This window comes from Flavobacterium sp. GQ95 (genome assembly GCF_059758655.1).
On record NZ_JCAXEB010000009.1, the window covers coordinates 125,542 to 140,098 of the forward strand.

The 14,557-nt window shown below is 32.2% G+C and carries 7 protein-coding genes; 1 reads left to right on the forward strand and 6 read right to left on the reverse strand.

The features are described 5' to 3' along the window. Positions 1-8 precede the first annotated feature (8 nt). Positions 9-3,074, reverse strand: a complete 3,066-nt coding sequence (locus AC6CH4_RS17605) for a SusC/RagA family TonB-linked outer membrane protein (protein ID WP_498105244.1) — start codon at positions 3,072-3,074, stop codon at positions 9-11. Positions 3,075-3,315: 241 nt separating this feature from the next. After that, positions 3,316-6,084: a triple tyrosine motif-containing protein gene (locus AC6CH4_RS17610; protein ID WP_498105480.1), complete on the reverse strand. Its 2,769-nt coding sequence runs from the start codon at positions 6,082-6,084 to the stop codon at positions 3,316-3,318. 396 nt (positions 6,085-6,480) lie between these two features. Here AC6CH4_RS17610 and uvrA point away from each other — a divergent pair, with 396 nt between their 5' ends. Then, a complete protein-coding gene (uvrA, locus tag AC6CH4_RS17615; protein ID WP_498105246.1) occupies positions 6,481-9,279 on the forward strand; it encodes an excinuclease ABC subunit UvrA in 2,799 nt (932 codons plus the stop codon). Between the two features lie 138 nt (positions 9,280-9,417). Here the strand turns inward: uvrA and AC6CH4_RS17620 are convergent, their stop codons facing one another. From AC6CH4_RS17620 to AC6CH4_RS17635, 4 genes are all read right to left on the reverse strand, one after another. Continuing rightward, positions 9,418-9,717: a hypothetical protein gene (locus tag AC6CH4_RS17620; RefSeq protein WP_498105248.1), complete on the reverse strand. Its 300-nt coding sequence runs from the start codon at positions 9,715-9,717 to the stop codon at positions 9,418-9,420. Between the two features lie 239 nt (positions 9,718-9,956). After that, positions 9,957-11,609, reverse strand: a complete 1,653-nt coding sequence (locus AC6CH4_RS17625; RefSeq protein WP_498105250.1) for a mechanosensitive ion channel family protein — start codon at positions 11,607-11,609, stop codon at positions 9,957-9,959. A 95-nt stretch (positions 11,610-11,704) separates the two neighbouring features. After that, complete coding sequence (locus AC6CH4_RS17630; protein WP_498105252.1) at positions 11,705-13,174, reverse strand: oligosaccharide flippase family protein; 1,470 nt, start codon at positions 13,172-13,174, stop codon at positions 11,705-11,707. 47 nt (positions 13,175-13,221) lie between these two features. Continuing rightward, the gene (locus AC6CH4_RS17635) at positions 13,222-14,511 is read right to left on the reverse strand and encodes a glycosyltransferase family 4 protein (RefSeq protein WP_498105254.1); all 1,290 of its coding nucleotides are present in this window, start codon (positions 14,509-14,511) and stop codon (positions 13,222-13,224) included. Between the last annotated feature and the right edge of the window lie 46 nt (positions 14,512-14,557).

A 14,557-nucleotide genomic window follows, 5' to 3' on the forward strand; every position in this document is an offset into this window, starting at 1 on the left:
TATTGAAATTAAAAATTAATGTTTAAACCCAATAAATAGGTTCTTGGAACTGGATAATATCCGTAATCAATCCCGGCACCAATTGGTGATTGAGAAACTCCATCCTGATTTGTAGGTCCGGCTGAAGAGCCTGGATCAAAACCTTTATACTTCGTAAAAGTGTATAAATTATTTACTCCAGCATAAAGTCTTAGTTTCGTAATTCCTGCTTTTTGAGATACATTAGGGTTAAGTGTATACCCCAATTGTATGTTTTGAATCCTGAAATAAGAAGCATCTTCTACAAAATAATCGGAAAGTACATTGTTTGCAGTTGCTCCTGTGGTAACTCTAGGCACAGTAGTACTTGTTCCTTCGCCTGTCCATCTGTCTAAAACATAATCTAAACGATTAGCATCAGAAAGTACTCTCTCGTAATTACGAACCATATCATTTCCTACTGATGCAAAACTGTAAAGTGCAAAATCAAGGTTTTTATAATTTAACTGAAAATTAAATCCCATTGTAGCTTCAGGAATTGGATCTCCAATATCGGTTTTATCTTGCGTATCAATTACACCATCTCCATTTAAATCTACATAACGAATATCTCCGGGTGCTGCATTTGCCCCTAAAGCCAATTGTGATGGATGAGCATCAACTTCTGCCTGATTTTGAAACAATCCATCTGTTTTGTAACCGTAAAAATACCCTATTGGTTTTCCTGCTTCCATACGTGAAGCCGCTGGCTGACCGACTCCAAAACCGCCTTGTTCAATAATTCCGGTTCCGTTATTTACTTCTAAAACTTCATTTTCAATAAACGTCACATTATAACCTACACTAAAACTAAAAGAATCTGAAAGTTTTTCTTTGTAATCAATAGCGAATTCTAAACCTGAATTTCTAACTGAACCCGCATTTAATGTTGGAGCACTTGCACCCGGAGCACCTATTCCTATAATTCCTGAAACCGGAATATTTGGTATCAAAAGATCTTCTCTTGTATCTATAAAGTAATCTGCTACGACAGAAACTTTATCATTGAATAATCTTAAATCTAAACCAACATCAAACTTTTTCGCTTCTTCCCATTTCAAATCTTGATTAGGAATTTGCCCTGTTGCGATTCCGCTTACTAAGTTTCCATCAAATACATAAGTTGCTTCTCCTGTTAAAAGTCCTAAGTAACCGTTATTCGGAATTTGATCGTTTCCTAAAGTACCATAACTAGCTCTGAATTTTAAGAAATTTACAGTTTTTGATTCTCCAAAGAAGCCTTCATCAGAAACTACCCAACCTCCTGTAAAAGAAGGAAAATATCCCACTTTGTTTCCCGGACCAAATTTTGTCGAAGAATCACGTCTGATCATTGCTGATAAAAGGTATTTTCCTTTATAATCGTACTGCGCTCTTCCAAAGTAAGAAAGTCTTCTTTGGTCGTAAACATATCCGCCTGTGTTTACGGCAGTTGGTAATCCTTTCGTTAGAGAAAGATCTGCATATTCCCATGAATTATTTGGAACGTCAAATCCTGTTGCATTAGCTGAATTTCCCCATGTCTTAAAAATGGTATTTCCTAATGTCGCGGTGATATTATGATTCTCAGCAATTTTTGCGGTATATGTTCCATAAATATCAAATGAATAATCATTATCATTTGTTGTAGTTTGCCTTACAGAACTTCTTTGCACATCAAAAACTTTTCCACCATAACTTACTTGTTTTCCAAAAATCTTTCCTTCGCTGTTTGAAGTATTAAATCCTATAGAACTTGATAAAACAAAGCCTTTGAAAATTTTATAATCAAAACCAAAATTTCCATTCAGCTTTTTATAGTTATAATCGTTATAAGTATTATCAATCTGCGCTAGCGGATTTATGATTTCTGTTCCCAATCCTGTTGTACTTGGAACTAAAGTAAAATCACCGTTTGCATCATATGGAGCAATAGTAGCCGGCACGTTTAAGGCATTAAACAATACAGATCCTAATCCGTTTTCGTTTATTGTTTTCCTATTAAAATAGGTATAAATTACATTTGTTTTTATTTTGAATTTATCGCTTAGATCAGCACCTAAAGCAATTCTGGCCGTATTTCTTAAAAAGCCTGATTTATCCTGACCCACAATTCCTTCCTGATCCAAATGCGAACCACTTATTGCATAAGTAATCTTGTCAGATCCTCCGGAGATTGTTAAATCAGTATTTAAAATGGGAACGCCTGTACCCAAAACTTCTTTTTGCCAATCCGTTCCTTTTCCTAAACCACTTGCATTTGGATAAGGAAGTGCTCTTCCCCCATTTGCATAACTTTCATTTAATAATAAAGCATATTCTGTAGCATCAAGCATTGGTAATTTTCTTGAAGCTTCCTGAAATCCTGAATAACTATTAAGGGATATTTTAGTTTTTGAGTTTTTCTTACCCATTTTAGTGGTAATCAAAATAATTCCGTTTGCGCCAATTGTTCCGTAAATGGCAGCTTGTGCATCTTTTAAAACTGTAATAGTTTCAATATCATTTGGATTTAGCAAACTTAAGTCACCAACATAGCCATCGATAATAGCCTGTGGACCATTTTCTCCATTGGTAGCGATACCACGAATACGGATATCGAGTTTTGCACCCGGTGCTCCGGATTGTGTAGTTACATTTACTCCGGAAACTGTTCCCTGCAAGGCTTGTTCTACTTTAATTGGTTTTAAAATATCCAGCGTTTTACTGTCTACTACAGAAACCGCTCCGGTTACTTCTCTTTTCTTTTGAGTTCCATAACCAATCACAACGACTTCATCAAGAGATCTTGCATCGTCGCTCATTTTAACTGTTATTTTGGTTCCAAAAACCGCAATTTCCTGCGTTTTAAAACCGATATAACTGAAAACAACTATAGTTCCTTTTGGAACTCCTAATAATTTAAAAGATCCGTCAAAGTCTGTGGTTGTACTTTGTGAAGAGCTTTTAACTTTTACATTCACACCCGGCAGTGATAATCCCGAGCCATCTAGTACTGTTCCGCTAACATCGAAAGTCTGCGAAAATGCAAAAGATGTAAACAGTAATAGTACGGTTAGTAATAATTTTGATTTCATAATTAGTTAGTTTTTATTGAAATCTAAATTTATCTGATCCAATTAGGAAAACGATAAAATTAACCTCAACAAAAAACATACATCATAAAAAAATCACACGTTAATTCAATATATCTTAAAATATAGCTTGATTTAACTATAAATTACGAATGCTAATTTATTTAACAAAAACACTACAAAAGCACAACAAAACGTTAATGTTGAGGTAATGTATAGTTTTTTAAAGACATTTTTTGACTTCCTATACAGCCAGAATATATTCGACTAAACCAATTTCGTGCTGCAAATCCATTTTTTTACGCAAACGATACCTTTTTATTTCGACACTTCGAACCGAAATATTAAATAAAGGAGCGATTTCTTTTGAAGAAAGATTTAATCGTAAATATGCACAAAGACGCAAATCATTTGGAGTAAGTAAAGGATGTAATTGTTTGATTCTTTTTAAGAAATCTTTATCGGCGCTGTCAAATGCTTCTTTAAAGACATTCCACGAATCTTCTTCCGTAATATTTTTATTAATAGTACTAATTACAGATTTGATATTATTACTATCATTCTGACTCGTTTTCTTTAAGTCTTCTTTTATAAAAGCCAATAATTCATTTTTGCTATTCAAGCTCATGGTTGAAACTGCCAATTCACGATTTTTTGTATCAACGTCCTGAGAAAGCTGTTCGTTTCTTAGTTTCATTAATTGGCGCTCATTTTCTAATTCTTTTATTTCAAGCAAAAGATTATTCTCTTCAATTAATTTCTCTTTTTGCTTATGATAATAATTTCTGTAAGCCTTATTGATAAAATAAGCCACTATTAGCATTAGTAAAAAATAAATAAAGAAGGCCAAATTGGTCAAATACCAGGGCTTTAAAACTACAAATGTATACGTAGCCGTATTTTGCAAAATTGTATTTGCGTATCTGGCTCTTACTTTAAAGGTATATTTCCCGGGAGATAAATTTTTAAAATTGACAGTGGCTTTGGTGCTCCATTCGCTCCAGTCATTCTGAAATCCTTCTAATAAATATTGATATTCTGAATTGATGTATTTGTTATATTCCGGAACAGTATAATTTAAAGTGATGTTATTTTCATTCGAATGAAAACTTCCTTCATTTTGAATTTCAACATTATTCAGCGTTTCGTTTTGCTTGTTAATTGCAACATCAGTAATGAAAACAGTGTAGTTTTTAAAACTTAAATCATCGATATTTAAGGTGTAATAACCGTCGGTTGTACCAATTAAATAAGTCGATTTTGAAATTTGGGTAATATTCTCATACCCGAGCATGGAATTGGTTAAAGAAGACGGAATCGGAATAACATTTTGCTTTAACTGATTACTTAGTTTACTTGATGAGAAATAGTGAATATAATTTTTAGAAAATAACCAGATTTTATTCGAATTATCGACTATTAATTTACCTGAAGTATATTCATCTTTTTCGAAGATAGAACTCAGCAAATTGTCTTTTTCGAATAATTTTGTTTTTGAATTTAATTTAAAAATTCCACCTTTATAAGCATAATAAATCTGATTATTGAATTTGGTCAGACTTGCATTTTTTCCTTTTTGAGGAGATTTATACGTATAAAACCCATCTGTTTTTAATAAAGATTTATCTAGTTTCAGCCTGAAAATCCCTTTGTATTCGTGGCTTACATAAACATCCAAATTGCTCGTGATTTCAAAATATCTCGAAGAGTAATCAAAACCCTGAATTTTATTTTTAAAAACCCATTGATTGTTTATTTTTTCGAGAACCGAGATTCCGTAATAATTTCCCTGGAGCAATTGATTTTTAGTATTCGGAACAGGTTCGAACTTCCAGGTTCCTGAAGCCGGGAATATATTTCTCGCTGAATCATTTATGACAATAAAGGTCCCTGAATCATGTCCGCAAAAAAGGGTATTATCATATACAAAAAGTGACCAAACCTGCCCTTTTGTACCATTTATAAATTTAAACTCTCCATTATTTTGGTTAGGTTTACAAAACAATCCCTGATTTGTTCCAACATACAATTTTCCATTAAAATTTGCCGATGCGTAAACGGTTCCCAAAACTCCCGAATCATCTGTAAAACTATGCACTGGCGAATTAATGTTAATACAATTGATCCCGTTATCCAATCCGGCCCATAAATTCTGATCTTTATCTTCAAAAAGCGATAAGGCCGTATTATTACTCAAACCTTTACTTTGAGTAATATGGTATTTTAATTTTCCTTTATCCGATAAAATAAAGATTCCGTTAGAAACTGTTCCCAAAGCAAAACTTCCATCCTGAAGAAGTTGGCTGCTATAGACGAAACTTGACTTTAATTCGACATCAACATCTGTTGCAAATCGGACTAGAGAGTTTCCAACTAATTTATAAATACCATCCAATTGCGTTTGAATCAGCAAACCGTCATCTGTTGTAAAAACATTGACAATCGTAAATTTTTTCAGAATTGGATGATCTGAAACTAATTTGGCTTTTCCGCTTTCAATTTCAAATAGCCCTTCTTTTATGGTTTGAAAATAAATAGCATTTTTTGGAGCAAACGATTTTATAACACCATTTTTAGGCGCAATGATTTTGAACTTACCGCTTTTAGTATCGTAAATATAAATTCGGTTTAAAGATTGAAACAAAATCCATTGATCGTATTTCAGAATATTCCAAAACTGCTCATCGTCTAATATTTTATTTTTGATTGAGTCGCTAAGCGAAGTATATTTTAGTTTGCCATTAGTTTGCCTTGTCCAGAAACCAAAACTCATATAAGAACCTGTATAAATTTTGTTCCCAATTACTTTTACAGAACGAATAATGGTTTCATCTGGAGCTTTATACAATTGCCAGGTTGTTCCGTTATATTCTAAAAGCCCATCATTATTGGCAAAATATAAATAGTTCTGATCGTCCTGTGAAATCATCCAACTTTGATTTCCGGCGCCATAAACAGAAGAAGAATATTTTACGATTGGCGGAAACTCCTGCGAGAACAGGAAAAAACTCATCAAAAGAAATAGTACAGATAATTTTGTTTTCAAAATTTGGTCAGAATATTAAAATAGTATTAAAGCAGTTCTAAAATAGCTTATTTTGTAATAAAAATGCAACTTTTTAATGAATAAGATTTAGTATAATAAATTTGGTTCCCTGCTATTCCAACATAGCCCACTGTTTCAACCGTGGGAAATGGATTGTGATAATATATTCTGGTAATACATTGCACTCCCACGGCTGAAACCGTGGGCTATGGTAATAGCAATTTCTGGTGATTTGTCTTCTTAATGTTTTAGTTATCGTCCGAATATCATAAATCAAGCATCGAAATCTGTTAAGATTTGGAACAATCTCATTAACAAAACTCAATTCAAAATTGATTACTTTTGTAAAAATTGACTTTTTTTATGCAAATTGATCTTTCAAAACTCGACCCAAAACATAATATTATAATTAAAGGAGCGCAGGTACATAATTTAAAAAATGTAGATGTCGCTATTCCCCGAAATAAACTTGTTGTAATCACAGGTCTTTCAGGATCAGGGAAATCAAGCTTGGCATTTGATACTTTGTATGCCGAAGGACAACGTCGCTATGTTGAAAGTTTATCATCATATGCACGTCAATTCCTTGGTCGTTTAGACAAACCAAAAGTGGAGTATATCAAAGGTATTGCGCCTGCGATTGCGATCGAACAAAAAGTCAATACAACCAATGCGCGTTCGACTGTTGGAACTTCGACTGAAATCTACGATTACATCAAACTTTTATTTGCCAGAATTGGTCGTACCTACTCTCCTATTTCCGGACAGGAAGTCAAAAAAAACACCGTTACCGATGTTGTTGGTGATGTAAAAACATTAGAATTAGACAGCAAATGGCTTTTACTTGCTCCTATTCATTTAGAAGAAGGAAGACAACTTGAAGACAAACTAAAAGTACTTTTGCAGCAAGGTTTTGCGCGTATTTTGGTTGATAATGAAATGGTGCGTTTGGATGAATTTACACCAACGGAGCTTCATAAATTAGATAATAAAGATATTCTGCTGATTATTGACAGAATTGTTGTCAAGGAGGAAGAAGAATTCTATAATCGTTTAGCTGATGCCGTACAAACTGCTTTTTTTGAAGGAAAAGGAATTTGCTATTTACAGGAATTAAATTCAGATAAAAAATTTACCTATTCGAATAATTTTGAATTGGACGGAATTACTTTCTTAGAGCCAAATGTACATTTATTCAGTTTCAACAATCCTTATGGCGCGTGTCCCGTTTGTGAAGGTTATGGAAATATAATTGGTATTGATGCAGATTTGGTGGTTCCTAATACCTCTTTATCCGTTTTTGAAAGCGCCATTTATCCGTGGCGAGGCGAAAGTATGAGCTGGTATAAAGACGAATTGGTGAAACATGCTTACAAATTTGATTTTCCTATTCATAAACCCTATTTCCAATTAACAGAGGGTCAAAAAGATTTGATTTGGAAAGGGAATCAGTACTTTCAAGGATTAAATGATTTCTTCAGAGAATTAGAGGAAAAAAATTATAAGATTCAAAACCGTGTAATGTTATCTCGCTACCGCGGAAAAACAAAATGCCATGCTTGTCGCGGAAAACGTTTACGCGAAGAAGCTTCATATGTAAAAATTGGCGGAAAAACAGTTTCAGATTTAGTCGATCTTCCAATTAAACATTTGGTTACGTTTTTCAAAGATCTTGAATTGAACAAATACGAACAGCAAATTGCAAAACGTTTGATGGTAGAAATCAACAATCGTTTATCGTTTTTGACCGAAGTTGGTTTGGATTATCTTACGCTAAACAGAAACTCTTCAACACTTTCAGGAGGAGAATCACAGCGTATTAATTTAGCAACTTCACTTGGGAGTAGCCTGGTTGGATCGATGTATATTTTGGATGAACCAAGTATTGGTTTACATCCAAAAGATTCAGAGCGATTGATCAAAGTTCTCCTTTCGCTTCGTGATTTAGGAAATACCGTTATTGTGGTTGAACATGACGAAGATATTATGAAAGCTGCCGATATGATTATTGATATTGGTCCGGAAGCAGGAACTTTTGGTGGGAATTTAGTAGCTCAGGGAACTTATGATGAAATTTTAAAATCTGAATCATTAACGGCGAAATATCTGAATGGAGATTTAGAAATTTCTGTTCCAAAAAAAAGAAGAAAATTCAAAAATCATATTGATATTGTTGGAGCCAGAGAAAACAACTTAAAAAATATTGATGTTACATTTCCTTTAGATGTTCTGACAGTTGTAACCGGAGTTTCAGGTAGTGGAAAAAGTACCTTAATAAAGAAAATTTTATTTCCTGCTATGCAGAAAAAACTGGAAAATGCTGCTGAAAAAGCAGGTCAGTTTACCGAAATAAAAGGTTCTTTCTCTCAGATAAAACATATTGAGTATGTAGATCAGAATCCGATTGGAAGAAGTTCACGATCTAATCCTGTAACTTATATTAAAGCTTATGATGATATTCGTGATTTATATGCTAAAGAAAAATTATCCAAAATAAGAGGTTATCAGGCCAAACATTTTTCTTTTAATGTTGATGGAGGCCGATGCGAAACTTGTAAAGGAGAAGGCTCTATAAACGTCGAAATGGTCTTTATGGCCGATGTTTCATTACCATGCGAAACTTGTGGAGGAAAACGTTTCAAAAAAGAAATTTTAGAAATCAATTTTGATGACAAAAACATCAACGATATACTAACGATGACTATTGATGATGCGATTGCTTTTTTTGAAAAAAATAAACAGACTAAAATCACTCAGAAATTACAACCTTTACAAGATGTTGGTTTAGGTTATGTGCAATTGGGACAATCTTCTTCAACTTTATCAGGTGGTGAAGCACAACGTATTAAATTGGCTTCTTTTCTTGTAAAGGGAGCAACTAAAGACAAAGCTTTATTTGTTTTTGATGAACCAACAACTGGTTTACATTTTCACGACATTAAAAAACTATTAAAGTCATTTGATGCCTTAATCGAAAAAGGACATTCAATCATTGTAATTGAACACAATCTCGATTTAATAAAATGTGCCGACTGGATTATTGATTTAGGTCCGGAAGGTGGAGAAAATGGCGGGCATTTATTAGCGGTTGGAACGCCTGAAGATATTGTAAAAGTGAAAGAATCTGTTACAGGAGTTTATTTAAAAGACAAACTTTCTTAGAAAAGGTTCTAAGGTACTAAGATGCTAAGGCTATAAGCCTACACATCGGGGCTTTTTATAATATATTTTTATAAAAAAATCCAAATTCCAATAGCGATTTTCTATTGGAATTTGGATTTTTTATTTTGTGATTTAATATTAAGCAACCAAACATCTTTCTTCAAATGGGAAACCATCTTCATCGATAGCAACCAATATTTTTTTCTTTTTAGATGCCTGTATGGTTAGATATAACCAGGCAAATGACCACAATCCTAAAGTTAAGCAAAAAATGGTAAAATTTAGACCATGATTAACAACCTTTCCTCCTTTAGAAAGAACCGCAAAAAGCAATTTATCATTTCTTTCTTCAAGTTTAAATCCTTTATGAACCTTATTTGATATCATATTAGAAAATACTTGCAAGCTTTGTTCCTGACTCAGTTGATTCTTTTTCATACTCTTTTTAAAATAATCTAAATAATTCTTTTAAATTTTAACAATTTTAGTCGGTAAACAGTTTCAATAAAAACCTGATAATTCTATTTTTATTGCATTTAATAAGAAAATTAAATCCTAATAAAATGAACTGCTGCTGAAAATTCAACATAAAATTAATTTTTATAAATTAAATCCCAAAACAATCAACTGTTAAAATTTAAATATTAACATCAGTATATCAATATATTAGCAATTTCTTAATCCTTATTTTTAAAATTAAAGGAAGGAGATTCATAGTCCGGTTTTAAATAATTATCAGGAATTGTTGTAGTATTTCCGTCACGTAACGAGCTATAATGTGGGGACATAATTTCGATTCCGGCAGCATTAAAAGAATCCTGAATATTCTGATGCAACGAAGAATAGATTCCGGGTTGTTTTGTAGGTTCTTTCGTATAAACATTTATTTGATAGGAGACATAAAAATCATCTAAGCTTGTTTGCAGAACAAAAGGCTCTGGTGTTTTCTCTGTCATATCTGTTTTTAGAGCAGCATCAATTAATGCTTTATGGATGTCCTTCCACGGTACATCATAACCAATGGTGACAGTTGTATGAATTAATAAGCCATTAGTAGCTTGTTTTGTATTAGCCGAATAATTAGTTGAGGTACTGGACAAAACTGTCGCGTTTGGTATTGTTATATCTTCAAATTTAGGAGTTCTAATACGTGTTACCAAGGCTGTTTTTTCGATAACTTCTCCACTTACATCTCCAATTTTAATAAAATCACCAATTTTAAACGGACGCATATATGTAATTACTAGACCCGCAACCATATTCGCAATGGCATTTGAAGAACCTAAAGAAAACAAAATACCTACAAATACGGAAACACCTTTAAAGATAGGAGAATCTGAACCCGGTAAATACGGAAAAATTACAACCAGCATAAATGCATAAGCCAAAAATCGAATGATATTAAATGTTGGCTTTGCCCAATCACTATAAAAACCATCTACTTTTATATTTTCTTTGTTTATTTCATCAACAAAAAATTTAATTATTTTGAGTGAATACCTAAAAATCAATATAATAACAATTATAGTAAAAAGATTTGGCAGAAAATCAACAAATCCCATTACGGCGGATTTTATAGGTGTCAGGGTCCATTTTAAAATTGTTGTCGTGTAGACCTGTGTTGCTGGAAAAATATTAAAAAGTACAGGCAGTGCTGAATACGCTATTACAAATAAAAATATAATTTTTATCAAACCAATAAAACGCATTGCAGCAAACTCCTGTTTTTCAGGAGTAAGAACATTTATGTTATTGTAATTAAAGCCTTTAAAATATCTTTCTCTTCTTTTGGAAAAATATATTTTTATTCTATTAAAAATCTTAGACGCAAGCAATAAAACAACCGTAAGGACTAAGATTAGCAACGCTGTAAATCCTAAACGTTTTGGCAATAAAGAATGGTTTTCATTCTGAAAAATAATTGCTTTTTTGATTGCATTGAAATTACGGTTTACAATTTCAGAAACCGTTTTATTTTCAGAAACTGCATCGGCATTTAATACAGACATCAGTATTAAGTCACCTTTATACACAATATCTAAGCTTATCTCGGAAGGAACAACTTTTAATGAATCAGCTTTAAAAAGATCGTCTTCATAAAGAGATTTAATTCTTGCTGTAATGGCTTTTGCTCTATTTTCAGCAGAAAAAGATCCTACTCTATTATAAACATAAAAAAGAGTGTCTTTAAAGGGAATTATCGGATAGGCTTTTAATTTCGGCGAAGAAATAGTTGTTGTTGTGGTTTTTAAACTATCTGTTTGAGCAGATGCTATTGAAGAAAATGAAACAACAAACAATAGTAAAAAAAAAGGTGATTTCTTTTTCATATTCTATTAGAAATAAATTAGTTATCCTTCTAACAAATATAAAAACAAAATAGCTTCAAAATTGCATAACTGTCTATTTTCTCAATAAAATCGTATTAAATTTTAATACCCACCTTTTTCAAAAGACCATCAATTACTTTATTAATGTCTGGTGAAATATTGAATTTATAATTCAGATAGACATATAAAATCGTAACCAAAATTGATTTTAAGGCAATACTAATTAATTGATAAAAAGGAAATTCCCAAAAGTAAAACACAAGAAACAAAGCAAATGTAAGTAACATTGAGTAGATTGTTTCCTTTGTAAATGGGTATAGATGAAGCTTCTTAACAACAAAGAGCAATTTTGCTATGCTATATAATGTAATAGACAATAATGTAGCAAATGCAGAACCAAATATTCCAAAAATCGGAATAAAAATCATATTTAAAACTATGGTCAAAAACACTAATAATAGTCCTAAATACAATACCATTCGATAATATTTGGTATTAAAGATGATAGCATTATTATTTCCTAAAATCAAATCAAAATATTTAGACAAACCGATCATAAATACAACCGCAATCCCTCCGCTATATTCTTTGGGAACTAATTCATACAATTGACTAATATTGACAAAAATGCATAACATTACAAATCCGCCAACCATTTGAAGATTGATAGACGTTTTTTTGTATAATAAATTCAATTCATCATGTTTGTTTTCGTGCATCAATTTTGCCGTAATTGGATATACAATCTGATGCATGGCACGACTCGGAACAGAAATTACCAAAGCAATATATGTTGCTACAGAATAATAAGCAATATTCTCGATTTTCATATACTGATTCAACATCAATTTGTCCCCATCCAATAGCAAATTAGCAACACTTCCTGAAAGGATAATAAAGAATGTATATTCCATTACATCTTTTACATTCTTAGGAATATTGATTTGAAATTTAGGCTTTTTAACATAAAAAGCATAAAACATAGTTATTATAAAAGCTATGAAATATATTCCTGCTGTTACATAAACGAATTGAACTAATGTTATCCAATGAAAATACAAACCAATCAAAGCAACGGTTGAAAATAATCTTAATCCAACTTCTTTAATAAAATTTCCAAAAACCGAATGCATATGTACTCTTGCCCAGGCATAAAATATCTCAAAATAAGCCATACAAATCCCGATGAAGGGAATTAGAAGCATAAACTCCTTCACAACAGGATTTTCTTTAGAAACAAAAGCCGTAATATCATCAAAGAAAAAAATTCCAATAATTCCTAAAGGAATGCACATTAATACAGGAAATAAGGCTGTAAACGATAAAAACTCTTCCCTTTCTTCCTCTGTTTTATATTGGGAATAAAATTTAACCAGGGTATTTTGCATTCCGATAGCAAACAAAGGCATGATGACATTTGCTGCTGACAATATATAATTCGTTAATGCATAATAAGTTGCACCTAAAAAAACCGGATATAAATAAAGTGTATTAATGGCTCCAATACCGAAGCCGATATAAGTAATAATTGTATTTTTGAAAGACTGATTTAAAACAATACCCATGTTTTGATTGCTGAATTTAGATTTTAGATTTTTAGATTATTGTAATCTTATGATTCATTAATCAATTGTACCAATTGTTTGGTAAGGTTTTTTCTCGAATATTGCTGTAAACCAACACCATTAGCTTGTAATTTCCCTTCCAAAAACTGATTATAAAAGTCCAAAATTACACTTTTTAATTTCGCTTTTTCAGTATAATCAAAAAATACTCCTGTATTGGTTTCTTTTATAATATCGGCAAAATCAGAACCTTGTGGACCAATAGCAATTATAGGGCGATTTGACACCATATATTCAAACAATTTACCCGGAATAATACTTTTAGTATCTTCAGAATTAATTTCGATTAAAAGTAGAACCTGTGACTTTTTTTGATGCGCTATTGCTTCGTGATGCGAAATGTATCCCAGAAGATTTAAATAGGGTTTCAGGTTGAATTCCTGAATTGAATCCAACACTTCCTGACTAACAGCGCCTATTAATTTAATTTCTAAATGCGATTTAAAATCAGGTATCTCATGAAGTAAGTCGACCAGACACTCCCAAAGAAACTGAGGATTTCTATCAGATAAAAATGATCCTATATGTGCCAAAGTAAATTTAGAATCTAAAATTTGTTTTTCGACATTCTCAATATCATAACCATTTGTAATCACCGATATTGGCTTATTAGTAATAGCCTGAAATTCAGTTTTAGTAGTTTTACTGGTTACAATAATTGTATCAGCACTATTCAGAACTTTATGCTCTAAACCTTTATGTTTTTTAGCTGCGTATGATGACAAACGCAATGCTTTGTGATATCCAATTGTTGTCCATGGGTCACGAAAATCAGCAAACCATTTTACGTTTAGTTTTTCTTTTAATTCTAACCCAATTAAATGTAAACTGTGCGGTGGACCTGAAGTTACAATGGTATCGATATTGTTTTCTCTAATATATTTTTCAAGATACGAAACAGAAGGTTTTACCCAAAATACACGAGCATCCGGAATAAAAAGATTACCACGAACCCAAAGAAAGGTTTTATCTAAAAAAGTTTGTTTTTTTTGATGTGGAAAAATTCCTGAACTAATTTTCCTGGTTTTCTTTTTTGAAAAAACAGAGGCCAGTTGATAAGGTTCCCAGATTTTATTCTTAAGAACAACTGCTTTATCAGATATTTCACGAACCAAACCTTCGTCGATTATTGGATAAGTTGGGTTTTCAGGAACATAAACAATAGGCTGAACATTAAATTCAGGTAAATATTTTACAAACTTCAACCAACGTTGTACGCCCGGGCCTCCAGCGGGTGGAAAATAATACGTAATGATTAAGAGTTTTTTTGGTTCCATTATATTGAATCGGTTTCACAGAGAGACTCGCAAAGTTTAGCAAAGA

What these genes read in the sequence shown, in the direction of transcription:
- AC6CH4_RS17605 (WP_498105244.1), bottom strand. Translation starts at nt 3,074, where the DNA reads ATGAAATCAAAATTATTACTAACCGTACTATTACTGTTTACATCTTTT.
- AC6CH4_RS17610 (WP_498105480.1), bottom strand. Translation starts at nt 6,084, where the DNA reads ATGAGTTTTTTCCTGTTCTCGCAGGAGTTTCCGCCAATCGTAAAATAT.
- uvrA (WP_498105246.1), top strand. Translation starts at nt 6,481, where the DNA reads ATGCAAATTGATCTTTCAAAACTCGACCCAAAACATAATATTATAATT.
- AC6CH4_RS17620 (WP_498105248.1), bottom strand. Translation starts at nt 9,717, where the DNA reads ATGAAAAAGAATCAACTGAGTCAGGAACAAAGCTTGCAAGTATTTTCT.
- AC6CH4_RS17625 (WP_498105250.1), bottom strand. Translation starts at nt 11,609, where the DNA reads ATGAAAAAGAAATCACCTTTTTTTTTACTATTGTTTGTTGTTTCATTT.
- AC6CH4_RS17630 (WP_498105252.1), bottom strand. Translation starts at nt 13,174, where the DNA reads ATGGGTATTGTTTTAAATCAGTCTTTCAAAAATACAATTATTACTTAT.
- AC6CH4_RS17635 (WP_498105254.1), bottom strand. Translation starts at nt 14,511, where the DNA reads ATGGAACCAAAAAAACTCTTAATCATTACGTATTATTTTCCACCCGCT.